Origin of the sequence: Microcystis viridis FACHB-1342, from assembly GCF_014698335.1 — a bacterium.
Lineage (GTDB): Bacteria > Cyanobacteriota > Cyanobacteriia > Cyanobacteriales > Microcystaceae > Microcystis > Microcystis ichthyoblabe_A.
Genome location: NZ_JACJSV010000010.1, coordinates 62,010 through 86,246, shown reverse-complemented (window position 1 = coordinate 86,246; position 24,237 = coordinate 62,010). Strand labels below are relative to the sequence as shown.

Here is a 24,237-nt window from a genome sequence, read left to right as displayed (position 1 = left end):
TTTGAAATCATCGACAATATGATGACTTTATCCCCTGAATTGCAGTCAAGTTTAGAAAGTAAAATCAAACAATTTGAGGAGGAAAGAACCATGCCTTTAATAAGTAATATGGAGTTACGAGGAAGGAAAATTGGTGAGAAAATTGGGGAGTTACGAGGAATAGAACGCGGTAAGGAAATTGGCAAGGAAATTGGTAAGGAAATTGGAGCGTTAGAAAATGCTCGTGATTTTGTGAAAAAAGTTTTGGAAAACCGACTAGGCGAGATTCCTGGAGATATTGGACAATGTCTCAATGATGCTTCAGTTATTTCGGTTTTAGAAGAGATGTTAAAAGCCGCACTTATAGTAAATTCTTTTGAGGAGTGTAGGAAGTCTTTTAGTATCATCATAAATAAGTAGTGTGGGTAATACCTACCTTACTTAGTAAACTGTTTGAAATCATCGACAATATGATGACTTTATCCCCTGAATTACAGTCAAGTTTAGAGAGTAAAATCAAACAATTTGAGGAGGAAAGAACCATGCCTTTAGTAAGTAATATGGAGTTACGAGGAATAGAACGCGGTAAGGAAATTGGCAAGGAAATTGGTAAGGAAATTGGTAAAGAAATAGGCAAGGAAATTGGAGCGTTAGAAAATGCTCGTGATTTTGTCAAAACAGTTTTGCAAGCTCGCTTAGGTGAAGTTCCTTTAGATGTGGAACAATACCTGAATAAAGTTTCCGTACTATCTACATTACAAGAGATTGTTAAATTAGCAGCTACTGCTAATTCTCTCGCAGAATTTAAGCAGTCTTTGGCAAAAATCAATATCTAGAAAACGGGTTTCTTAGAAAACGGGTTTCTCAAAGGAACCCGTTTTCTGTAAATTTTTGTTATAGAAACCTTGAAAAATTCGGGATTCTTTGCATAAAATAGTCGCATTAATCTTTTGCAGTTAACGTCATGACTTCTATTAATACCCACTGAAACCATAATAAATCATAAGCAAAAATCAATGTTAATAATCGATTCTAATCTATACCAGAGATGAACGTGGGTTGGCTTAAGTACCTAAGCAAAATTAATTACACAAATCTAACCCCCCCTTGCCTCTTGCCTTTCTTCACTAGGAAATTTATTCTGCACCACTACCTAACTGTTTAATTTTCACCCTTTATTCAGGAAAAAATCATGTCAACTCCTTTTTTGCTAGATATCCGCCCCGGTGCCTTTAGCTCCTACCCCGACAATCTGACGGCGGTGGGCAGTACCCTGTACTTCATCGCTGATGACAGCGTTAACGGTGAGGAATTGTGGAAAAGCGACGGCACGGTAGCTGGTACAGTTGCGATCGCAGACATCCGCTCCCCCAGCCATCTGACAGCAGTGGGCAACACCCTGTTCTTTGTCGCCCGTGACGGCCTTAACGGTGAGGAATTGTGGAAAAGCGACGGCACGGCGGCTGGTACGGTTTTGGTCAAAGATATCCGCCCGGGTTTAGGTGGCTCCCTTAGCTTCCTCCCCCAGATGACGGCGGTGGGCAACACCCTGTACTTCCGGGCCTATGACGGCGTTAACGGCCCTGGATTGTGGAAAAGCGACGGCACGGCGGCCGGTACGGTTCTGGTCAAGAACTCCAACGCCCAAGATCTGACATCGGTGGGCAACACCCTCTTCTTTACCATTAATATCTCTAACAGCTTTCAATTGTGGAAGAGCGACGGCACGACGGCTGGCACAGTTCTGGTCAAGAACATAGGCCCTCGTGACTATGGCTCCTACCCCCGCTTCATGACAGCAGTAGGCAACACTTTGTTCTTTGTCGCCAATAACGGCGTTAACGGTCGAGAGTTGTGGAAGAGTGACGGCACCTCGGCTGGCACAGTTCTGGTCAAAGACATCAACCCCGGCTCCTCTAGCTCCTTTTTTAATTCCTACCCCTTCGCCACCAATCTGACGGCGGTGGGCAATACCCTGTTCTTCAGTGCCGATAACGGCGTTAACGGTCGAGAGTTGTGGAAGAGCGACGGCACGACGGCAGGTACGGTTATGGTCAAGGACATTCGCCCCGGTTCCACTCGGTCTTTACCCCGCAGTCTGACTGCGGTGGGTAGCACCCTGTTCTTTCAGGTCGGCGGAGAATTGTGGAAGAGCAACGGCACGGAGGCAGGTACAGTTCTGGTCAAGAACACTAACTCTGGTCTCTTTATCAATCTTGTAGCAAATATGACGGCAGTGGGCAATACCCTGTTCTTCACTGCCGATAACAACGTTAACGGTCGAGAGTTGTGGCAGAGCGACGGCACGGCGGCGGGTACAGTTCTGGTCAAAGATATCCGCCCCGGTCCCCCTAGCTCCTACCCCAAAAATATGACGGCGGTGGGCAACACCATGTACTTCCGGGCCTATGACAGCGTTAACGGCTCGGAATTGTGGGCTTTAAATGTGGGTACGCCCACAGTTCCCACCCTCGCGATTGCTGCTACCAACGCCAATCAAACCGAGGGCAACAGTGGCAGTAAATCCTTCACTTTCACCGTCACCCGTGCGGTTAACACCACGGGAAGCAATAACGTTAACTGGGCAGTTACCGGCACCGGAACCAATCCCGCTAATGCCAGTGATTTTGTCGGGGGAGTATTACCCAGTAGGGTAGTGAGTTTTGCTCCTGGAGAAACCAGTAAGGTGATTACTGTTAATGTTCAGGGAGATACAACGGTAGAACCGAACGAAAACTTTACTGTCACCCTCTCCAATCCCACCAATGGCGCTACCATTACCACTGCCACAGCCACGGGAACCATTCAGAATGACGATGCTGCTATTCCCACCCTCACCATTGCCGCCACCAACGCCAATCAAACCGAAGGCAACAGTGGCAGTAAAGCTTTCACCTTCACCGTCACTCGTTCGTTTAACACCACGGGAAGCAATAACGTTAACTGGGCAGTTACCGGCACCGGAACCAATCCTGCTAACGCTGCCGATTTTGTTGGGGGAGTCTTACCCAGTGGGGTAGTGAGTTTTGCCCCAGGAGAAACCAGTAAGGTGATTACTGTTAACGTTCAGGGGGATACAACGGTAGAACCGAACGAAAACTTTACCGTTACCCTCTCCAATCCCAGCAACGGTGCTACTCTCGGCACTCCATCTACGGCAACCGCGACTATTGTTGACGACGACGACTTCTCTGGTCCTTTTTTGCTAGATATCCGCCCCGGTGCCTTTAGCTCCTACCCCAAAAATCTGACGGCGGTGGGCAGTACCCTGTTCTTCATCGCCGATGACAGCGTTAACGGTTATGAATTGTGGAAGAGCGACGGCACGGTAGCTGGTACGGTTGCGGTAGCCGATATCCGCTACGGCAACCGCTCCCCCGGCAATCTGACGGCGGTGGGCAACACCCTGTACTTTACCGCCCGTGACGGCGTTAACGGCCCTGAATTGTGGAAGAGCGACGGCACGACGGCGGGAACGGTTTTGGTCAAAGATATTATCGACCCCGGTTCCTATAATCCCAATTACTCCCTCTCCTCCCCCGGCAATCTGACGGCGGTGGGCAACACCCTGTACTTTACCGCCCGTGACGAAGTTAACGGCCCTGAATTGTGGAAGAGCGACGGCACAGCGGCGGGTACGGTTCTGGTCAAAGACATCCGCCCCGGTTCCTTTGGCTCCGGTCCCGGCAATCTGACGGTAGTGGGCAATACCCTGTTCTTCAATGCCAATAACGGGGTTAATGGCTATGAATTGTGGAAAAGCGACGGCACGGCGGCTGGTACGATTCTGGTCAAAGATATCCGCCCGGGTTTAGGTAGCTCCCTTAGCTTATTTACCCAGATGACGGTAGTGGGCAATACCCTGTTCTTCACTGCCGATGACGGGGTTAATGGCTCTGAATTGTGGAAAAGCGACGGCACGGCGGCAGGTACGGTTCTGGTCAAAGATATCAACCAGGGTTTAGGTGGCTCCCTTAGCTTCTTCACCCAGATGACGGCGGTGGGTAATACCCTGTTCTTTGTCGCCAATGACGGCGTTAACGGCTCTGAATTGTGGAAGAGCGACGGCACGGCGACGGGTACAATTTTGGTCAAAGATATCAACCCGGGTTTAGGTGGCTCCCTCTTCCCGACCTCTCAGATGACGGCAGTGGGTAATGTCCTGTTCTTCACTGCCTTTGACGGCGTTAACGGTATTGAATTGTGGAAGAGCGACGGCACGGCTGCCGGTACGGTTCTGGTCAAAGATATCCGCCCCGGTTCCTCTAGCTCCAACCCCGGCAATCTAACAGCAGTGGGCAGTACCCTGTACTTCACTGCCTTTGACGACGTTAACGGTATTGAATTGTGGAAGAGCGACGGCACGGCGGCCGGTACGGTTCTGGTGGCCGACATCTTCTCTATCCCCGGTGCCTCTCCCTTGAGCCCCGGCCCGAGCAGTCTGAAGGTAGTGGGCAACACTTTGTTCTTCACTGCCAATAACGGCGTTAACGGTCAGGAATTGTGGGCCTTAAATGTGGGGGGTCCCACAGTTCCCACCCTCGCTATTGCCGCCACCAATGCCAATCAAACCGAGGGCAATAGTGGCAGTAAAGCCTTTACCTTCACCGTCACTCGTTCGGTTAATACCACGGGAACCAATAACGTCAACTGGGCAGTTACCGGCAGCGGAACCAATCCTGCCAATGCCACGGATTTTGTTGGGGGATTGTTACCGTCAGGAACCGTGAGTTTTGCGGTGGGGGAAACCAGTAAAGTGATTACTGTTAACGTTCAGGGGGATACAACAGTAGAACTGAACGAAACCTTTACCGTCACCCTCTCTAATCCCACCAACGGCGCTAACATTACCACCGCTACGGCTATTGGCACTATCCAAAATGATGACTTTATCGGTACTTCTGGTCCGGACACCCTTGTGGGTACTTCTGGAGCAGATGCCATGACTGGGTTAGCCGGAAACGATACTTATACGGTGAATAACGCTGGGGATTTGGTGATTGAAGCTCTCAACCAGGGAACCGATACCGTGCAAGCTGCCATTTCCTATACCCTTCCTAACAACGTGGAAAATCTCCTTCTCACTGGTAGTGGTAATCTTAATGGCACGGGTAATGCCTTAAATAACCAGATTACAGGGAATAGTGGCAATAATAGCCTCAATGGTGCTGCTGGAACCGATACCCTAATCGGTGGCGCTGGTAACGATACCCTCAATGGTGCTGCTGGACGCGATACTTTAACTGGTGGGGTGGGGACAGACATCTTCATCTTCCAGTTTAGTCAGTCCACAGCCGCAGCCCCAGACCGGGTTACGGATTTTGCTATCGGTACTGATAAAATTGACCTGCTTAGTCAAGCTGGTGCGGCAATTAATGCCCCGGTCGCTTTTACCCGGGCAACAGATAGCACCACGACTAATATTGACACTATTGTTACTAACGTCTTTACCGATGCTAATGGCGCAACAGCCGGAAATCAAGCTCTCGGGATGAACAGTGCTGCTTTAGTGCGGGTTGCTAATACTACTACCACTTACCTAATTATCAACGACGGTACGGCAGGCTTCCAAAGTGCTAATGATTTGGTGATTAATCTCACCGGGTTAACGGGTACTTTCCCGGCGCTCGGCCCTATTCCAGTCAATAGTTTCTTTGTCTAAATTGATGGGGGGGATTAATTCTCCCCTTTTAATATTTTTCCCTAGTTTTTTTGGTTCTTCGTTACTTGGTATGGTTCGATAGGGTGGTATAAATCGACTAAATCCTTATTTAGCAAGAGACTTAATTGATTAGTTCGTTAGAGAGGGAAAACAATTGGCAAAAATCGAAGCAATGTCTTTCTATATAAGAGTTTCACCCGTCCATTGCATAACACAAACCGAAGAACCTGAAAGTATCAAAAAAATGTCAAACTAATTATTCATTATTTTGACATTTTTCAATCTCTTCATCTCTAGATTCCCGCAACAAGTTATGGGGATATTTATTCATCTTTTAGAAAGCAAAGTAATTGCTTTTTTACCACCGCTTCTTCAATATTAATAATCACTTCCCCTAAAGTTTCACCCTGACTCATACATCCGGGTAAATTGGGAATTAGTGCCGTGTATCCGCCTTCTTCTTCGGGATAAATTGAAATCGGATATTTAAGAGATAAAAAGTATTCTAATATTGGTTGTTCCATTGATAGGTCTAAATAGGTCTAACTGAGTCGCCAATTTGAGGGTTTTCAAAAGGTAACGTTTCGGATAATTCCCATACTAGCAGTTTATTTAACAATTCACGATTTATTAGCTCGGATATTGGCTTTTTATCGTTCTTAGAATTCGCTCCTACGGCTCTTTTTATGAATTTTCCTATCAAATCGGACGGGGTTTCTTGTTCTTTAAGCAACAACTCCAGCAATCTAGATCCTTTATTATTGGCTCTATCCGATTGTAAAATCGATATTTTTTCTTGAACAAAAGTAATTGTCCCCGTCCCTCTCACTAAGTCAAGATAGCCTAAAGACTCACCAGTCTGAGGATCTTTTATTTCCTCTTCGCTGGTATTGTAAACTAACATTCTTTGACCTTCTCGAATTCCACTAATTTCACCTCTATTGATCACTAATTTATAGTCGTCAATAACCTTAACGACAGTGGCGGGAAAGGTTCCTTTAGGAGATAAAATGGGTTTTTCGGCTACATTTTCCATAATGATTTATCTTTGGTATAAATCTGGTTAATATTAAATATTATCGCTCTTAGGGCGCAATAGCTATAATTTAAACTTATATTTGTCAGGATTTAATGATAAGGTCGGTCAATTGCCTTGATCATTAATAGTACGAATGTAGTGGCTATGTGTTGTAACTGTAAAAAATGGGTTAAGTGTGATAATTTCTTATAAATTCAAAAAATTGCTATGATAAAATGCTAGAATGAAGGGGTAAACATGACTTAAACGAGGGTGTTATGGTAAAAAAATACTATCGTGACATTTCTTCCCAAAATTACTCTATTCCTAGACGGTACTTTATGGATGGTCTGGTCTCTGTTCTAGATATAGGGGGGACTTATCGTGCCAATCTAGATTATCGTTGTCGTGTTCGTGTGGGCAAAAAAGTACATTTGAACCCAGACGCTGCCGCAATTCAGTCTGATTGGATGAAGACAGGATTAGATATTTACAATGCCATTTGTGAATATGGGGGAAAGTTGTCTTAAAATGTCCGACGAAAGTAAAAAGTCAGAAGACCAGGATAATAGTGAGCTAGTTGAAAGACCTTTAGAGTCCATAGATGAAATATTAGAAGATGAGACTATTGATCAGTCAACTAAAATCTCGATTCTCCTGAGACGAATAAACAAAAGCATAACCTTCTCTGGCCCGATTCCTCATCCAACAATTCTAAAAGGATATGAAGAAGTTTTGCCCGGTAGTGCTGATCGGATTTTGTCTATGACGGAGAAAGAAGGTGAACATCGAAGAAAGATAGAAACAGAACTGGTAAAAAACGATAATATCCGCTCTTATCTTGGACAAATTGCGGGTTTTACGATTGCGATAGTTGGTTTAGGTGGCTCTATTTATCTGGGGATTAATGATAAAGTTTGGGCATCTGGAATTATGAGTGCGGGTACTTTAACAGGTTTGGTGACGGTTTTTGTTACAGGGGATAAAGAGAGAAGAATTCAGTCCGAACAAGATGATCAAGACAAGTGATTCAAATACTGTAAGTTTTTCCTAGACAAAAATGGTAGAGAAGCGATATTTTGCCTCTCTACCTTGAGGTATTTTACTAGATCAATTACTCGATTCCTTCGATACGGTCCTCCACTTCTTGATAAAGTTCCTGTAAGCGGTCTAAATTCTCTTGAGAAGTTTCCCAGTAACCGCGACCATTAACTTCTAGCAGGGTTCCCACCATCTTGCGGAAAGAATTAGGATTGAGATTCATCAGACGCTGACACATTTCCTCATCTTGAATAAAAGTGGTGTTGACATCTTCATAAACCCAATTATCCACCGCATCAGCAGTTGCCGACCATCCCATCGTATTAACCAAACGCTTCGATAACTCTCGAACCCCCTCATAACCGTGACTTAACATTCCCTCGTACCATTTGGGATTGAGTAACTTGGTGCGGGTATCCAAGCGCACGGTTTCCGATAAAGTACGCACCTGAGCGTTAGCGGTGGTAGTATCAGCAATATAGGCCGCCGGTTTTTTGCCATCATCGCGTAAACTAGCCACAACTTTTGTCGGGTCCGAGTCGAAATAGTGGGAAACATCGGTTAAACTAATCTCGCTAGAATCCAAGTTTTGGAAAGTTGCCTCGGCAGTTTTTAAAGATGCTTCAAACAACTGACGATTATCGGCCATCATCCCCGGATTATCCGAGTCGAAAGCAAAACCCTTGCGGTTGAGATACATATTCTGTAACTCTTTTTCGTCTTCCCAACTGCTATTTTCCACCGCAAGATTAATATTAGAAGAATAAGAACCAGAAGCATTAGAAAAGATGCGGGTGGCTGCCTGTCGAACCGTTAAACCCATTTCTTTTGCTTGTGACCTAGCGTGTTTGCGGACAAAATTCATCTCCATCGGTTCGTTTGCTTCCGCAGCCATTTTTACCCCTTGGTCAAGCAAATTCATCTGATTGATAAATAAATCCCGGAAAACACCAGAACAGTTGACCACCACATCAATGCGCGGTCTTCCTAACTCCTCTAGGGGAATCAATTCCAGTTTATTCACCCGTCCCAAAGCATCGGGAAGAGGACGAACCCCCACCATCCAGAGAATTTGTGCTAGGGATTCCCCATAAGTTTTGATATTATCCGTTCCCCAGAGAACACAAGCGATAGTTTCAGGATATTTACCACCATTATCCAGTTTTTGCCGTTCTAACAGACGATCCACCACGATTTTAGCCGATTTTACCGCCGCTAGGGTCGGGATAGACTGGGGGTCTAAAGCGTGGATATTTTTACCCGTCGGTAAAACTCCAGGGTTACGGATGGGGTCGCCACCAGGACCGGGAAGAACGTATTCCCCTTCCAATGCTTTTAATAGGGCCCCCAATTCATTATCAGCACAGACCTGTTCTAAACAGAATTCTAGGTATTCAAACAGGGGTTTTAACGCCACCGGATCAACTTGTGGATAACCCATCGACCGTAAAGTTTCGATCCAAGGCGATTTCTTGCCTATATTCAAGAAATTCAGCTTAGAAAGCATTGATACCCGACCTGACCCGTCGGTTTGGGACTCGACTAAAGCGGAGACGGCAGCGCGAGTCGCGAGGGTGATGTTTTGCAGTAATTCCACATCCTCCAGCACCCCTCGATCGCTATTGCGATAAACTTCCTCTATATCCCGGCCGATGCTGTTGGCAATAATCCGGGGTAAGGAAAGTAAATCGTCCTCTTCCCGGTCTAAACTGGCAATATTGACCAAAGTTGCCACCGCTTCCAGCGCTGAGGGGGGTTTCCCGATAACATGAAGTCCGCAGGGAAGCAAGCGCGATTCAATTTCCATCAGTTTACGATAGACCGAACCGACAATATTATCCCGTTCCTCTTGACTGAGATGGGCAGTGTCACCATCAGGTAAACTTATATCTTTGTCGAGATTGACTAATAAACATTTATCGACAATAGTATTGACAATTTGCACCCCACGCCCACTATCCTTCAGAGTTTGGTAGGAACCGATCAACTCGCTTAGTTCTTTTAACCCTTTGTAAAGTCCGGCATTTTCTGCGGGGGGAGTGAGATAGGAAATAGTTTCCGCATAACTGCGACGTTTAGCGATCGTAGCTTCGCTGGGGTTATTAGCGGCATAATAGTAGAGATTGGGAATCATCCCGATGAGGTTATCGGGGTAGCATTCCCCAGACATTCCCATCTGTTTCCCCGGCATAAATTCTAGGGAACCGTGGGTGCCAAAATGGAGAACCGCGTCTGCTTTCCAGACTTGATTGAGATAGGTATAGTAGGCCGCAAAACCGTGGTGGGGACTAGCAGAACGAGAAAAGAGCAGACGCATGGGGTCCCCCTCATAACCGAAGGTGGGTTGAACCCCAATAAAAACATTACCGAACTCTTTCCCGTAGATTAACAGATTTTGTCCATCACTGTTGAGGTGTCCCGGTGGTGGTCCCCAATTTTCCTCCAAACGGACAGAATAGGGGGTTAAACGCTCGTATTCCGGTACAGACATCCGATAGGCGATATTTAGCTCCGGACTATGGTACTGTGCGGTGGCATCATGGATTACCGCTTCCATCAGTTCTTTGGGAGATGCGGGTAAGTCCTGCAAGTCATAACCGTTATTTTGTAAAGCTTGCATCACTTCGTAGATAGAACCGAACACATCTAGATAGGCTGCGGTTCCCACATTGCCTTTATCGGGGGGGAAACTAAACACAGTGATGGCGACCTTTTTATTCAGTTTCGGTTTCTTTCTTAGATTAGCCCATTTTAGCGCCCGTTGAGCGATCGCTTCTATCCTGTCCTGTAAAGCGATCGCTTTACCCGTCGCCCCATCCCGGCCCGATAATATAATAGGTTCGATCGCACCGTCTAATTCCGGAATAGCAATCTGTAGCGCCACTTGAATCGGGTGTAACCCCAAATCGCTTTCTTCCCATTCCTGAGTAGTTTGGAAAACTAGCGGTAACGCGCACATATAGGGACGATTGAGACGTTTTAAGGATTCTATCGCTGACCGATGATCTTGTCGCGCTGGACCCCCCACCAAAGCAAATCCCGTCAGGGAAATTACCGTGTCAACGATAGCAACCGCTTCCACTCCTTTTAAGCTTTTATCCCAGAAGTATTCCTCTACCGGTTTAGAAAAATCTAATCCCCCAGCAAAAACAGGAAGGACTCGCGCACCCATAGACTCAAATTCCTGCACGAGAGCGACATAATGAGCGTCATCACCAGTAACCAGGTGAGTTCTCTGTAAAATTAAGCCCACACAGGGAGCCAAAGGGTCTTTCAGGTCATCAGCAATATCACTGCGGTTATTGTACCAAGCGAAGTATTCCTTGACATCCGACCACATTTTCATCGATAAAGGATGCCAGATACCCATATCCGGATAAACTACCGGTTCTTTGTAAACTACACTGTCATCCTTGTTATCAAAGACGTACTTATCGGCCAACATTAACAGGAAATTCTCTAAATTTTCTGCGGAACCTCCCAGCCAATACTGGAAACTTAACATAAAGTTGCGTGCGTCCTGAGCTTTTTCCATGGGGAGGTATTTCAGGACTTGCGGTAAAGTTCGCAATAACTTTAACATCGCGTCTTGGAAACCAGCGCCAGAGTTTTCCCTGCGCTTTTTCATAAAATTAGCGATGACACTCTTAGACTGTCCCAATTGTGCCATAGAAAAGCAACCTAACTTATTTAAGCGCATTACCTGGGGCATGGAGGGAAAGACGATCGCAGCGTCTAATTTATCCCGATGGGGACCGACAGCGGCCACAACTTTATCGGCTAAATCCTCGATAAAGATGAGAGATGCGATGAAAATATTAGCCTTGGCTACATCCTCCTGAAAATTGCGATAATTTTCTGCATCGCGCAGTTCTTCGATTAAATAACCACTAATTTCGATCGCTAGTTTTGGGTTGTTAGCGTTGATTTCCCTGACCGCACTACTCAGCGCACTTTGGTACTGAGGTTCTAGCACGACATAGACCACCTTGACCAGCGATCGACCATTCAACCCGTCGGGAACTATATGACGAATGGTGGACTTGACGTGAGTGAACATATATGATGGTTCTCCTTATTATTGCTGAGTCTGGTTTTGAGGTATTTTCGTCATCTGATGACGATCGCCCTTTGTTTAAGGTATTTGGATATATATGTTTCTGTTTTGTATCAGAAAATGTCACCCAAGTGAGTATTTACTCTGGGTTTTGACACAATTCGATAAATATCTTGCCATATTTTGTAACAGATGGTAAAGAGCTTTTTGAGTAACTACTCAGGCTTTCCTTTACAAAAATTAATATTTAATCTATTGACTTTTAATTACAAAAATGTTACCAGATAACACCTCAGACGAGATGTCGCTGTTCAAAGATGATCAGGGTTAGGATCTGACTAATTCAACGTAATTAATTAAATTATATTAATTTTCTATAAAATACTTGACGTTACTCCGTGGCCCTATTCTGACAGGTGTAGGTTTATTACAAAGAGGTGAGCCAGCAATTCTCATTTTGAAACGATTTTGCGTTGTTTCAGCGATCTAGAGATTCGTTAAGAATTATTAACCCCTCTAGGTGCAAGGGTTTTAATGTCATGAAACCTTAAAATGAGAATTGCTGTCCAGGAATAAATCTAAAACCCTTGTTGGATAAGGCTTTTAGACTTTTTTGCCCTCAAAAAGTGCTGACCATTGGAGTGATCGGGGGTAAAATCCCTAGACTTTTTCCCTGAAAATTAGGTAACTGACTACCTCAAAATCGGCAAAACCCTACACCCCACACCCTAGTTAGGTAATTCCCCAAAAAGTTGCCGATATTTTTGCAGTTTTGCCTCCATTTCTACTAACTGCTGATTAGCCTTTTCAGCCCGCTGGCATTCATTTTCAGCCCGTTGGCGTTCATTTTCAGCCCGTTGCTTTTCCTGCTCCAGTAGTTGATTAATTTCGCTGTAGGACAAAAATTGAGTACCATCAGGACGATAAATTTTTAACTCGTCGGTTAAGTCAAAACGAATTCCTAAACGGGGACTCACCCAATTATTAACCTCACTAACACTGTCTAAACTGTCACCAATTCGCTGCCAAGCTTCTAGACTATTATCATCGGGATCATAGACGTAGTATTCTTGGACTCCATAGCGATCATAAAATAGCAATTTTTTGGCCATTTCGATCGATGTGTTACTAGGAGAAAGAATCTCAAAGACGACTTGAGGAGCAAGATTATCTTCTTGCCATTGTTTATAGGAACCTCGATCGCCTTTCGGTCTGCCCAATACTACCATCGTATCAGGAGCAGCGGCAATTTTCGGCTGGCCTTCCACGGGATACCATAACAGATCCCCCGCTACAAATACCTGGGGATCATCGATATATAACCAGTCGAGATTCTGCTTAATCGTCACTATCCAGTTAAATTGTTTAGTATTATCTGCCATCGGTTTACCGTCGCTCTCAGGATAGATAATCTCGTTTTTGTTAACTTGACTAACCATGGGGAATACCTGCCGAACTCATTGGGCTATTTTCATTATATAATAATTTTGAACTAAGTAAGGAAAAGACCAATCTTGATTTTAGAACTACAGCAAATAAATTTAGCTATCCGACGGGGTAGTGCTTATCTGTTAGAAGATATTACTTTTAGCATCAAGCAAGGAGAAAAGTTAGCTATTGTCGGAGCATCTGGGGCAGGAAAAACTACTCTTTTACGATTGTTAAATCGTTTGCAAGAACCCAGCACGGGAAATATTTATTTTCAAGGTAAATCGATTAGGGAAATACCGGTTATTTCCCTGCGACAACAGATAGTTTTATTGCTACAAGAGTCGAAGTTATTAGGGATGAATGTTCGAGATGCTCTCGCTTATCCTTTGCAATTAAAAAAACTTACCCCTGCGGAAATTAATCAGAGAATTGACCATTGGACATCCCTATTAAAAATTCCTGAACAGTGGTTTGAGCGCGGGGAGTTAGAATTATCTTTAGGACAAAGACAATTAGTGGCAATTACCAGAGCTTTGCTGTTAGAACCGAGCATACTGTTATTAGATGAACCCACCTCTGCTTTAGATACAGGAACGGCCAGCAGGTTATTAGAAGTATTAAATAATCAAAAGTCAATGACGATAATTATGGTTAATCATCAACTAGATTTTTTAGAGGAATTTGCCGAGCGAGTCATTTATCTAGAAGCGGGAAGAATTGGATCAGATTGCCTTGCTAATCAATTAGATTGGTTAGGGTTAAAAACTCAGTTAATTGACTTAGAAAAATCTCGACAAAGTGACAATTGGTAAGATTAACTTAAAATTGCTGCGCCCTCCTGAAAAACTAATAATTCTCCTGAATTAATTGCTGTCCAAACTTCATTATCAGTTAAGGGTGTAGTGGCAATAATTGCCACTTGATCGCCGGGATGAGCTAAAGCTTGAAAATCAACGCTCACATCTTCATCAATTAAATGAGCAGCGGCAAAAGGATATTGACGGATTATATAGCTTAATTTCGTCGAACAATAGGCAAAAAAATGTTCACCATCGCATAAAAGATAATTAAAAATACCTTGACAAGCGATAGAGTTTGTGATAGTTTTTAGGACTTGATAGAGTTGTTCTAGGGAAGGTTTGCCCTGGGGAAAAGTCTCTCGCAGGGTATTAAGAATTAAACAAAAAGCTTTTTCCGAATCTGTGTCCCCAACCGGTTGATAAAAATCTCCCGCAGCAGGTGAGAAATTTTCTAAATGACCATTATGGGCAAAAACCCAATATTTCCCCCACAATTCCCGCCGAAAAGGATGACAGTTTTCTAGTTTAATTTCTCCTTGGGTAGCTTTGCGAATATGGGCGATAACATTGGTAGAATGGATCGGATAGTTTTTAATTAATTCCGCGATCGGAGAAGCGATCGAGGGTTTAACATCAATAAAAGTTCGGCAGCCTAAACCTTCAAAAAAGGCAATTCCCCAACCGTCTCGATGTTCGTCGGTTTTTCCTCCCCGCGCACAAAATCCCTCAAAGGAAAAACAGATATCCGTGGGGACATTACAATTCATGCCTAGAAGTTGACACATAGTTGCTTGAGTTTGAATATCAGATGCCGGCAAAATTACTTACTGCCAGCAGCCGTGACAGGAGACAGGAGAATTTCTTCCAGCTGCCTCTTGCCCATCCTAGCTAAGAAATTAATCTGGCACTACTGCTAATTAGGGTTTACTGAAAAAGTTTCTTGATGGGTGTGGGGTTTTACCGATTTTCAGAAGGTTTTTAGATTTATTCAGTAAATCCTAATTAAATCAACCTCTGAAAGACAAAAAGGGCAAAAAATCAGATTTTTAGCGATAAAATAACAATTTTTTGCCTAAAAGCCCATTTATTTGCTGTTATTGTCTTTTATCTCCCTGCATCCCTGTTTTAACTCCCATGAATCTGAATCGGGCGATCGAGATTAATTTTTTGGACTGCTTATTCGATAAAATAGGAAGTTAGGCCATCTAATCAAATCTGTATCCTTAAGGCTATGACAATTATTTCTCGATCGATCCCCCAATCACCCACTAAATCCTTGTCTATCGGCGGCTGGCGCGGTTTGATCGAAGAATATCGCCAATTTCTGCCCGTAAGCAGTAAAACCCCTGTAATTACCCTCCTAGAAGGCAATACACCCCTGATCCCCGCCCCCTATCTCTCAGCACAAATCGGGCGCGATGTCAAGGTTTTTGTCAAATATGATGGTTTAAATCCCACCGGCAGCTTTAAAGACCGGGGCATGACCATGGCCATCTCGAAAGCTAAGGAAGAAGGGGCAAAAGCGGTGATTTGTGCCAGTACCGGCAACACCTCGGCGGCGGCGGCAGCCTATGCAAGAAGGGCCGGGATGCGGGCCTTTGTAATTATTCCCGACGGTTATGTGGCCTTAGGAAAATTAGCCCAGGCTTTATTGTACGGAGCGGAAGTCATCGCTATTAATGGCAACTTCGATGATGCCCTCAAGATTGTCCGCCAACTATCAGAAAATTATCCCGTAACTTTAGTCAATTCCGTCAATCCCTACCGTTTAGAGGGTCAAAAAACCGCCGCTTTCGAGATTGTCGATGTCTTGGGTAATGCTCCCGACTGGTTATGTATTCCCGTGGGTAATGCCGGCAATATTAGCGCCTATTGGATGGGATTCTGTCAGTATCACCAGATAGGCAAATGCGACCAGCTGCCGAAGATGATGGGTTTTCAGGCCGCTGGGGCTGCCCCTTTTATCTCCAAACAACCGGTTGACCATCCCGAAACCCTGGCCACGGCTATCCGTATCGGCAACCCCGCTAACTGGGAAAAAGCTTGGGCCGCTAGTCACGCTAGTCAAGGGCAATTTCACGCGGTCAGCGATGAGGAAATATTGGCAGCCTATCGGATTTTAGGGGGCCAAGAGGGGGTTTTCTGTGAACCAGCCAGCGCCGCTTCTGTGGCAGGATTATTAAAAGTGCATCAACAGGTTCCCGATGGGGCCACCGTAGTGTGTGTTTTAACGGGAAATGGCCTAAAAGACCCAGATTCGGCGGTAAAACACAGCAATAACCAACTAAAATCTGGGATTGCTCCCGAATTAACCCAGGTGGCTCAAATTATGGGCTTTTAAGCTAACGTTAATTCGGGTTAAGCAGTGCTTCTATAAAACTCCCTTAGAACTGGGAATTATACCGGCGCGACGAGGATCGATCGCTATGGCCATACTCATCGCCCGGGCAAAAGCTTTAAAAGTAGCCTCAATAAGATGATGGGAATTAATCCCGTCTAATTGGCGAATATGTAGGGTCATTTGACTGTGATTGACCAAAGCAACGAAAAATTCCCGCACTAGCTGAGTATCGTAGGTTCCCACTCTTTGGGTGGGAATTTCTAGACCATAACTGAGGTGGGGGCGACCGGAAAAATCGAGGGCAACCTGCACTAAAGCTTCATCGAGAGGGGCGACAAAATGCCCGAAACGGACGATCCCTTTTTTGTCGCCTAAAGCTTGCAGTAAAGCTTGCCCTAGGGTGATTCCCACGTCCTCATTGGTGTGATGGTCATCAATTTCTAGATCTCCGGTGGCACGCACATCGAGATCGATCGCAGCGTGGGAGGCGATTTGCTGCAACATATGATCAAGAAAGGGAATTCCTGTCTGGGCGCGACAATTGCCGCTACCATCAAGATCGATCGTCACCTCTACATCGGTTTCTTTGGTAGTACGACTAACCGAGGCGCGACGGCAAGGTGAGACAAAAGAATCGGGTATCTGGGAAGTGGAAATCATTTAAGTAAAAATAAGTAGGTAGCCGTTAAAAATTATCAGATGCCCCCCTTATTAAGGGGGGATTAAGGGGGGATCGGCACCCCCTTATCAAGGGGGGCAGGGGGGATCGGCACCCCCTTATTAAGGGGGGATTAAGGGGGGATCGGCACCCCCCTTATCAAGGGGGGCAGGGGGGATCGAATCATTGACTAGGAAGATGAGAGTTTTTTTCAGTAATCAGTAAACCTAAAACTCACATCTGATAACTGATCACTGATAACTGATAACTGATAACTGAAAAGGCCTAACTTTCTGGTTCAGTTTTAGCTTCCGCTGGCGGACCGGGGGGCAAAGCTTCCTCGCCCAGGGGTTGAGGATTTTGGCTAGTGGGGGGACTAGCGGGGGAAACCTCCGTCTGATTGAGAGCGGGGGGTTGGGAAGAAGTTTCCGGGGCTTTTTCCTCGATTATCGCTTCTTTGGGCGGTTCTGGCTGGGTTTGGACTGGATTTGGACTTGTGGTTGCGGGGGGGTTGACGTTATCCGGTTGGGGACTAACGGCGGGTTGCGGGGTTTGATTGGGACGAAGCGGGGTTTCAATTGCCGGCGTTACGGGGGGGGAGTTACGCGTATTGAGGTTACTACCCTCCGGTTTTGGGGGATTAGCGATCGCACCTCGGCACACTTCTGGGTTAGGGGCAAAACTGACTCGCACCTGATAGATTCTCGACTCACCACTGGGATTATTAAAACGAGTTGAGCGCACTTCCCCAGCCCCCTGTTGATTGAAAATCGGGAAGCCAGCGCTTTTAATTAACTGGGGTTCACTGCTGATGCGGCCTTGACCATCCACCGTCACCCCATAAACCGCCGTCCCCGCTAATTGACGGGAACAAGCTGTAGCGGGATAATTACCGGTTAAATTGACGGTAGTTATGCCTCTGCTGCCCTGATTGGGCTGATTTAGTTCATTTAAGGCGTTAGGATTAGTTTTTTGGACTCTGGCCAGCCAATCCACCTGATTTCTCATGGCCTCCTCGTTACTGGTATTGCTTTTATCCGCCTCCAGGGAGCGCAAACGTTCCCGCATTTCCCACATTAATTGTTGACGACGCTGTTCATCAATGGGCGATTGACCATTCGGCTCCGAAGTGCGGGCCAAGGAATTGTTTAATTGTTCCTGTGCCTGTTGCGATGCACTACGGGGCGAATTTCGCAATTCATCTGGAGTTAGATTATCTCGGTAGGGATCAAAGTAAGGCCGGAGCTGCTGGTTATTAGTCTCCCTCGGCAGATTGTTATTGTCCGGCAGCGTGGGAACAGAAGGAGGACTGGGTAAACTGGGGGTAGAAGTGGGAAAATTGCGAGGAATCGGTAATCTACCCAGGGAGGGGATAGATGCCACGGGAGGAGAATAGATATTGACGGAGGGTAAGGAGGAGAGGGGAGGTAAAGCAGGTAAGGAAGGTAAAGGGGGAAGGGAAGAAACCGAGGGTAAAGGAGGTAAGGTGCTGTTATGGATACCATCCATGGGGGGGAGAGGAGGCAAAGAGGAAGAGGACGAATTGGGGTTAGGCAGTTCCGGTAAGCTGGACAGGGAGGAGTCGAGACTGGGAAGACGTGACTGCTCTAGAGGGTTCAATTCAATCAGATTGACGTTGCGTAACTCTTTTTTTGGCTCCTGCGCTGGATTATTGAGGAAATTAGGTAAGATAATCGCTAAAATTAGGGCATGAATACCAAGAGAAGCGGCGAACGAGAGATTATTAGAGTTAATTAGTTTATTTTCTTCGGTTTCTAGACCAAAATAGGAGGATGTCATAATCTAGTTAATTGAGCAGAGCCTTGAGGGGAAAAGTTAACTCTATTCTAATCGTCAAGGCGATTTTTTTTTCTTGAGGGCGGGGAATTAATTGGTGTCAGTACCCCACCACCCCACCACCCCACACCCCACACCCTGCCCCTAGGAAAAATTTTTTCAGCCAACCCTACTTATACTGCGATCGAGCCACAGCTTTTAATTTGGGATATAATTCCGAAGGGTCTAACAAAGGGATAAACTCATCGATTACTGGCTTAAAATTAACCGAAAAATTCTCCCTAGTTCCATGACCGTTAGGGGATTTAGGCAATGATTCTAATTCAGGGAATTTGGGCATTTCCGGGGTTAACTGCGAGAATAACTCATCCAAATCACTCATCCCCTTGCGAGGATCATCAAAAAGAGAAGTTTCTAAGTTGAATAAAGCATCTTTACTCGTGGCTTCCGCTTGTGGCTCTGGATCAGGCCGCTCAAGGGTGGCAGAAAGTATATTGATCTTTTCCTGTTTAGGGATAAATACCGTTTTTTTGCCATTTAACTGGGAATCTGGCAGGTTTTTACAAACCAATCGCTCGAATTCCCCCGTAAAATGAAAGGTAGGATGGCCGCGACGGTGCCAAATTTTGAGGATTTCCTCCACCGAAATGACTTTGTAACGTCCCTGATAGAGTGCCTCTAAAATCGCCATGCGAATCCAATTTAGCGAATAGGTAGGCAACCAGCGCTCGATTAATTCCTGCGCTTTGTATCCTCTCATTTCAAATCGATATTGGTTGAGTATAGTCGCTATCTGCATGAGGTTGATCTCTGGGCTAATCTCTGCCATAGAATTTACAAAAACAGTGAGCGCGATCGTTACTTACGGCTACTAGGCACTCCGCATCTTAAGATTTTATTCGGGTTTTTCCTAGTGGTTTTTCCCTATTCTCCCCACACTTACCCTTTCGAGTATCTTCACTCAAGGTCAGTTGACTCCCTAAAATCGGGTTCGCTTTTGGTGGCAATTTATCCCCCGCTAACTCCTGTACGGTTTAACGGGACTCCTCTGGCGACCTTAAGATAGTTTTTGTCTTTCCCCTGATTAGGCGAACGAGTTTACACCTCTTTATTATCACAATCTGACTAATTTGTCAAGAAAAAGGCAAAATTTCATCGATAAACCCAGAGGAGATAGAACTATAGCACTACCCTGACAGCCTAGAATCCTGCCGTTGACTGACCACCTCATCGAGGTTTTCTGAGTCTCCAGAAATTTTTTGTTAAAACTTGCAACATAACTTAACAATGTGTTACACTTCTTAACATAAGCATACAAAAGGAGCCTCCCCATGACTGCCCGCGGCTACACCACCGAAGAACAAGGAAGACTGAATAATTTTGCTGTTGAACCGAAAATGTACGTTGATAGTTCTAGCAGTCTCGGTTTTACCAAAAAAGCTGAAAAATTGAATGGCAGACTAGCTATGATTGGCTTTGTCTCTCTTTTAGCCATTGAATTGTTAACTGGTAAAGGAATTATTGCTTGGATTACCAGTCTCTAAGAATTAACAATCCCGTCGCGCTGTTCGGGGAGTTCAGTCCCCGTCCAGACGGGTTGGTTTAGATGGCGTAAATGCCCTCAAAAACAGCTTTAGCAGGACCTGTCATGTAAACCCGGTTATCGGTGTCCGACCAGTGAATCTGAAGACAACCACCGGGCAGTTCCACGGTACAATGGCGATCGCATTTGCCCGTTAACAGGGCCGCCACTACCACAGCACAAGCACCAGTACCGCAAGCGAGAGTAATTCCCGCTCCTCTCTCCCAGACACGCATCTTCATATAATCCGGCCCAATTACCTCCACAAACTCCACATTAGTACGTTGGGGAAAAACCGGATGATGCTCAAATTTTGGACCGATAGTTTCTAGGGGAATAGAGGCCAGATCATCGACAAAAGTGACACAGTGGGGATTACCCATACTAACGCAAGTAATTAACCAATCTTTGCCTTCCACCTCTAGGGGAACCGCGAGGACTTTTTCTGACCCCTTCACCAAAGTGGTGGGGATTTCACTGCCTAGTAATTGCGGCGGTCCCATATCAACCGTTACCTGTTCATTAGCCTCTAAACGAGGAATAATCGTTCCTGCTAGAGTATGAATGCGATAGGTGCGGCCAATGGCGTTGTTAGCCTCTAAACGGGCGATAAATTGGGCTAGACAGCGAATACCGTTACCACACATTTCTGGTTCCGAACCATCAGAGTTAAAAATTCTCATGGTGTAGTCGGTTGCTGCTTGGCCGGGAAGCACAAAAATCACGCCATCAGCACCGATACCAAAATGTCGATCGCACATAGCCACGGCTATTTCTGGTGTGATCAGGGGTTCGGGACTGTGACGGTTATCTATCAAAATAAAATCATTGCCCAGTCCTTGATATTTGGTGAAGGGGATTTTCATCGTCAATAAAAGCTACTCAACAGGAATAATAGAGGATGAACACCTCATCGATAAACTCATTATGTCTCAATTCGATCCTGGTCTGCCGAGTATTAAACAAGTACAGAGCTATATTCAAGAGAAACGGGAAGTAGAAATTAAGTTAAGCACCGATGATCTGCTCGTTGGTCGCATCCTTTGGCAAGATGCTAACTGTTTATACCTAGTCGATCACTACGATAAACCCACTTTAATTTGGCAACAGTCTCTAGTTTATTTAAGACCTAAAGCCTAGGGGGAAATTGGCGATATTTGGCTGTGGGATGCGTCCCGGACGCATCAAAAATTCAGTGCCAAGGATATAGCTTTTGAGTAAATGTAACGTCAGTTGGGGTTAAGGAGATTTGGCCATGACTTCTAGCAAATAATCAGGTGGGATGGCGAGGATAGCATCAGAATTTCAGTTGCTGGAAAATTTGGGTTAAATTGCCCAATCAAGAAAGTCAGAGAGGGAGCATCTCACCTTTGTAACCTCTAAATCAGGTTTTTATGTCAAGCTATTTTGAAAGCCTTGCTAGAAACCAGTTTTAGGTACAAGTATAATTACTCACTTGCATAAATGAGATGCTCCCAGTCAGAGAGTCAGAGAGGCCAACATAGCGATCGCAATTCAACTTCAGGTAGAGATTGCCGCTCAGAGAAAAAAGAATAAGGGACTTGCGTGGGAATAATATCCCAGCCAGACAATCGCTCTGTAGAAGAATAAGACCAGCCCTAAATGGTACATTATCAAAGCGCAAGTCCCTAAGCAGATTGTGTGCTAACAATTTGGTACACTGCTGTACATAACCTGTTATATTCTTGGGCAAAACGAATCCACCGCCATTGTTATGCTAGAAAATCAGGTCATGGCAGATGCCGCCTCTAATGAGCAGATACCTACTCTAGAATTATCGATCATCATGCCCTGTCTCAACGAGGCGGAAACCCTGGCCACCTGTATCGGCAAAGCGCGAGATTATCTGGAACGGCACAAAATTGCGGGAGAGGTGCTAATCGCCGATAATGGCAGTAGCGATGGTTCCCAAGAAATTGCCACTAATTCAGGGGCGCGGGTGGTTACTATCCTAGAAAGGGGACTATGATCATGAGGGATTTGAATATGTGAGGACAGTTTATCTCTATTCGATATAGTAGTTACTATCGTCTAACCCAAGTTATTGCCAAAGTAATCTGAATTCGGTAAATATTATGCTAAAAAAACAATTATTGACGAGAATATTTTCCGAAGATATAAACAAATTATTCTTTGCTTGTGGGATTTTATCAATTATCATTATTAAGTTTTTTTTAATCAGAAACAGTGAAGTTTTAGGGCATCCAAGAGATTGCTTGCTCTATGCGTTAATGGCAGATCAGAATATTTGGTTCCCTACTAATAAAGCTAAGGCAATAATCGATTATATGCCAGGATATCCGATATTTATAATGGTTTCTAATTTTCTGAATTTTCCTCTAAGAATTAGTCATGAGATTTTTTACACTATCTCTAATATTTTATTGGTTTTTAGTTTTAGATTACTAAAAATCCCTCGATATATCTGCTTAGTCGTTTTTGCAATTTTAACTTTTCATATAACAACTTTTATGGTTTTCAATACTATTGTAACTGAAACAATAGCCATTAGCTTATATCATATCCTTTTGGCTTTAACCATCATAACTGTTATGTCAGAAAATTTAGCGAAGAAACTAATATTTTCTGTCCTTGGTGGATTGTGTTTAGGAATAATATTCATTACCCGTCCAGAGCAGATAGTGTTCTTGCTGAGTTACCTAGTTGTTTTTGTTATTCTTGTATTAAGAAATAGAATGAATATAGCAAGAGCTATTCGAGAAGCTTTGCCGATTTGTATTATTCCCATCGCTATAAGTTTATTAATTACTACATTTTTTACTTTATTAAATACTTTTTTTCTAGAATTACCGGCATTATCCATTGGTCAATCATCGGCTTTTAAAGAAACTTTTTCCCAGATTCAGAGTATAGATGATGGTCAAAATATCGATGATTTTGAGTTTGTCAATATAAGTCGTAAACAATTAAAAATGGCTTATCAAGTGAGTCCAACGTTGAATCAAGTAAAATCTCTAATCGAAGAAGAATTAGCTAGGAAAGTTACTACACTCGGTGGAAAAGATACTAATATAGAAGTAACAATTGATTGGGTGCACTGGTCAACAATAGAAGCAATTAGAAGAAGCAATTTAACAGAAGACAGGAGTATGTATCAAGTTTTTACTCAAATTAATTCTGAACTGCAAGAGGCATTTAACTATCAAATAATTAACAGGAAAACTTTCTCTTTTGATCCTATAGATATAGGATTTTGGCTAAACAAATTTCCTCATTCATTAACTAAAATGAGTGGATATTTATTTTTGCCACGAGTCAGTAATAGATTCTTACAAAATACGGATGATCCTCGAGTAACTCCTGAAATGAGATCAATATTTAATCGAGTGGCACATCGTCGAACTTATCTAGTTAATCAACGAGATTTAAATAAAGACCTTATTTTCTATTTAAACCAGATCAGGATCACTCCTTTAATTCAGATCATCAATATTATTGGAATGATATCTTTTGTAATATTATTCGTCTATTACTTGATTAAACCTGTTCACTCCCAACTTCTTAATCAATATGTATTGATTATTTCTTTTGCCCTATCTATAATTTTACTGCGCTTATTTTTGTATGTTGCAGTCGATATGGCATTTTTCCCCGCAGCTTCACGTTATTTATTCCCCAGTAATCCATTGCTATCGGCACTATCAATTCTAAACTTATATGTTACAACTAAACTTTTAAGGTCATTTCGATTTTCAGCTTGATATAGCTAAGGTTTATTGCTCTGAAATCAAGATAAACTTCAGTTTTTAATTTTTCAGTATCATTTTCTCTGGGTTGCCAAATTTTTGCCCTAAGCTGTTCGTAATCTAAACCCCGTTGTTGGGATGCT

The 24,237-nt window shown here is 44.2% G+C and carries 16 protein-coding genes and 3 pseudogenes; 10 read left to right on the top strand and 9 right to left on the bottom strand.

The annotated features are described in order from the left end of the window. The 3 genes and pseudogenes from H6G40_RS05765 to H6G40_RS05755 form a co-directional block, all read left to right on the top strand. Positions 1–399, top strand: a pseudogene (locus tag H6G40_RS05765) (hypothetical protein); the annotation flags it as partial. Between the two features lie 26 nt (positions 400–425). Then, a pseudogene (locus H6G40_RS05760) lies at positions 426–815 on the top strand (hypothetical protein); the annotation flags it as partial. 356 nt (positions 816–1,171) lie between these two features. After that, entirely contained in the window at positions 1,172–5,641 is a 4,470-nt protein-coding gene (locus tag H6G40_RS05755) for an ELWxxDGT repeat protein (RefSeq protein WP_190537390.1), read from the top strand. Between the two features lie 323 nt (positions 5,642–5,964). Here H6G40_RS05755 and H6G40_RS05750 read toward each other — a convergent pair whose 3' ends face one another. Both H6G40_RS05750 and H6G40_RS05745 read right to left on the bottom strand, forming a co-directional pair. Further along, positions 5,965–6,165 carry a type II toxin-antitoxin system HicB family antitoxin gene (locus tag H6G40_RS05750; RefSeq protein ID WP_002734159.1) on the bottom strand — a complete coding sequence of 67 codons (201 nt, stop codon included), beginning with the start codon at positions 6,163–6,165 and terminating at the stop codon, positions 5,965–5,967. 8 nt (positions 6,166–6,173) lie between these two features. After that, positions 6,174–6,677, bottom strand: coding sequence for a hypothetical protein (locus H6G40_RS05745; RefSeq protein WP_002732927.1), 504 nt, complete (start codon positions 6,675–6,677; stop codon positions 6,174–6,176). Between the two features lie 513 nt (positions 6,678–7,190). Between H6G40_RS05745 and H6G40_RS05740 the strand changes: the two genes are divergently transcribed. Beyond that, positions 7,191–7,688, top strand: coding sequence for a DUF2335 domain-containing protein (locus H6G40_RS05740; RefSeq protein WP_002731609.1), 498 nt, complete (start codon positions 7,191–7,193; stop codon positions 7,686–7,688). An 85-nt stretch (positions 7,689–7,773) separates the two neighbouring features. Here the strand turns inward: H6G40_RS05740 and H6G40_RS05735 are convergent, their stop codons facing one another. Together H6G40_RS05735 and H6G40_RS05730 are read right to left on the bottom strand one after the other, a co-directional pair. Then, positions 7,774–11,760 carry a magnesium chelatase subunit H gene (locus tag H6G40_RS05735; protein ID WP_190537388.1) on the bottom strand — a complete coding sequence of 1,329 codons (3,987 nt, stop codon included), beginning with the start codon at positions 11,758–11,760 and terminating at the stop codon, positions 7,774–7,776. A gap of 725 nt (positions 11,761–12,485) precedes the next feature. Continuing rightward, positions 12,486–13,196 carry a Uma2 family endonuclease gene (locus tag H6G40_RS05730; protein ID WP_069474994.1) on the bottom strand — a complete coding sequence of 237 codons (711 nt, stop codon included), beginning with the start codon at positions 13,194–13,196 and terminating at the stop codon, positions 12,486–12,488. Between the two features lie 75 nt (positions 13,197–13,271). Here H6G40_RS05730 and H6G40_RS05725 point away from each other — a divergent pair, with 75 nt between their 5' ends. Then, positions 13,272–14,000, top strand: coding sequence for an ABC transporter ATP-binding protein (locus H6G40_RS05725; protein WP_002733178.1), 729 nt, complete (start codon positions 13,272–13,274; stop codon positions 13,998–14,000). A 2-nt stretch (positions 14,001–14,002) separates the two neighbouring features. On the opposite strand, the gene H6G40_RS05720 is transcribed toward H6G40_RS05725, so the two are convergent. Beyond that, complete coding sequence (locus H6G40_RS05720; protein WP_002734732.1) at positions 14,003–14,773, bottom strand: class II glutamine amidotransferase; 771 nt, start codon at positions 14,771–14,773, stop codon at positions 14,003–14,005. 446 nt (positions 14,774–15,219) lie between these two features. Between H6G40_RS05720 and thrC the strand changes: the two genes are divergently transcribed. Continuing rightward, positions 15,220–16,329: a threonine synthase gene (gene thrC, locus H6G40_RS05715; RefSeq protein WP_190537385.1), complete on the top strand. Its 1,110-nt coding sequence runs from the start codon at positions 15,220–15,222 to the stop codon at positions 16,327–16,329. Between the two features lie 30 nt (positions 16,330–16,359). Here the strand turns inward: thrC and hisB are convergent, their stop codons facing one another. The 3 genes from hisB to H6G40_RS05700 form a co-directional block, all read right to left on the bottom strand. Further along, positions 16,360–16,989: an imidazoleglycerol-phosphate dehydratase HisB gene (hisB, locus tag H6G40_RS05710; protein ID WP_069474995.1), complete on the bottom strand. Its 630-nt coding sequence runs from the start codon at positions 16,987–16,989 to the stop codon at positions 16,360–16,362. A 283-nt stretch (positions 16,990–17,272) separates the two neighbouring features. Continuing rightward, a complete protein-coding gene (locus H6G40_RS05705) occupies positions 17,273–18,787 on the bottom strand; it encodes an energy transducer TonB (RefSeq protein ID WP_069474996.1) in 1,515 nt (504 codons plus the stop codon). A gap of 166 nt (positions 18,788–18,953) precedes the next feature. Continuing rightward, the gene (locus tag H6G40_RS05700) at positions 18,954–19,613 is read right to left on the bottom strand and encodes a hypothetical protein (RefSeq protein WP_016516244.1); all 660 of its coding nucleotides are present in this window, start codon (positions 19,611–19,613) and stop codon (positions 18,954–18,956) included. 502 nt (positions 19,614–20,115) lie between these two features. Between H6G40_RS05700 and H6G40_RS05695 the strand changes: the two genes are divergently transcribed. Further along, on the top strand, positions 20,116–20,328 hold the full coding sequence (locus H6G40_RS05695; RefSeq protein WP_002732553.1) for a chlorophyll a/b-binding protein: 213 nt from the start codon (positions 20,116–20,118) through the stop codon (positions 20,326–20,328). 58 nt (positions 20,329–20,386) lie between these two features. Here the strand turns inward: H6G40_RS05695 and dapF are convergent, their stop codons facing one another. After that, entirely contained in the window at positions 20,387–21,232 is an 846-nt protein-coding gene (gene dapF / locus H6G40_RS05690; RefSeq protein ID WP_190537383.1) for a diaminopimelate epimerase, read from the bottom strand. Positions 21,233–21,293: 61 nt separating this feature from the next. On the opposite strand from dapF, the gene H6G40_RS05685 reads away from it, so the two are divergent. The 3 genes and pseudogenes from H6G40_RS05685 to H6G40_RS05675 all read left to right on the top strand — a co-directional run bounded on the left by H6G40_RS05685 (position 21,294) and on the right by H6G40_RS05675 (position 24,109). Next, positions 21,294–21,506 (top strand): Hfq-related RNA-binding protein, encoded by a 213-nt coding sequence (locus H6G40_RS05685; RefSeq protein WP_002733331.1) that lies wholly within the window; start codon positions 21,294–21,296, stop codon positions 21,504–21,506. A gap of 595 nt (positions 21,507–22,101) precedes the next feature. Next, positions 22,102–22,350, top strand: a pseudogene (locus tag H6G40_RS05680) (glycosyltransferase); the annotation flags it as partial. Positions 22,351–22,462: 112 nt separating this feature from the next. Next, complete coding sequence (locus tag H6G40_RS05675; protein ID WP_123231140.1) at positions 22,463–24,109, top strand: hypothetical protein; 1,647 nt, start codon at positions 22,463–22,465, stop codon at positions 24,107–24,109. Positions 24,110–24,237 lie beyond the last annotated feature (128 nt).

Excerpts from the sequence above, each read along its gene's own strand:
- thrC (WP_190537385.1), top strand. The coding sequence starts at position 15,220 with ATGACAATTATTTCTCGATCGATCCCCCAATCACCCACTAAATCCTTG.
- H6G40_RS05705 (WP_069474996.1), bottom strand. The coding sequence starts at position 18,787 with ATGACATCCTCCTATTTTGGTCTAGAAACCGAAGAAAATAAACTAATT.
- H6G40_RS05675 (WP_123231140.1), top strand. The coding sequence starts at position 22,463 with ATGCTAAAAAAACAATTATTGACGAGAATATTTTCCGAAGATATAAAC.
- H6G40_RS05745 (WP_002732927.1), bottom strand. The coding sequence starts at position 6,677 with ATGGAAAATGTAGCCGAAAAACCCATTTTATCTCCTAAAGGAACCTTT.
- H6G40_RS05695 (WP_002732553.1), top strand. The coding sequence starts at position 20,116 with ATGACTGCCCGCGGCTACACCACCGAAGAACAAGGAAGACTGAATAAT.
- H6G40_RS05685 (WP_002733331.1), top strand. The coding sequence starts at position 21,294 with ATGTCTCAATTCGATCCTGGTCTGCCGAGTATTAAACAAGTACAGAGC.
- H6G40_RS05750 (WP_002734159.1), bottom strand. The coding sequence starts at position 6,165 with ATGGAACAACCAATATTAGAATACTTTTTATCTCTTAAATATCCGATT.
- dapF (WP_190537383.1), bottom strand. The coding sequence starts at position 21,232 with ATGAAAATCCCCTTCACCAAATATCAAGGACTGGGCAATGATTTTATT.
- H6G40_RS05720 (WP_002734732.1), bottom strand. The coding sequence starts at position 14,773 with ATGTGTCAACTTCTAGGCATGAATTGTAATGTCCCCACGGATATCTGT.
- H6G40_RS05755 (WP_190537390.1), top strand. The coding sequence starts at position 1,172 with ATGTCAACTCCTTTTTTGCTAGATATCCGCCCCGGTGCCTTTAGCTCC.
- H6G40_RS05735 (WP_190537388.1), bottom strand. The coding sequence starts at position 11,760 with ATGTTCACTCACGTCAAGTCCACCATTCGTCATATAGTTCCCGACGGG.
- H6G40_RS05700 (WP_016516244.1), bottom strand. The coding sequence starts at position 19,613 with ATGGCAGAGATTAGCCCAGAGATCAACCTCATGCAGATAGCGACTATA.
- hisB (WP_069474995.1), bottom strand. The coding sequence starts at position 16,989 with ATGATTTCCACTTCCCAGATACCCGATTCTTTTGTCTCACCTTGCCGT.
- H6G40_RS05740 (WP_002731609.1), top strand. The coding sequence starts at position 7,191 with ATGTCCGACGAAAGTAAAAAGTCAGAAGACCAGGATAATAGTGAGCTA.
- H6G40_RS05730 (WP_069474994.1), bottom strand. The coding sequence starts at position 13,196 with ATGGTTAGTCAAGTTAACAAAAACGAGATTATCTATCCTGAGAGCGAC.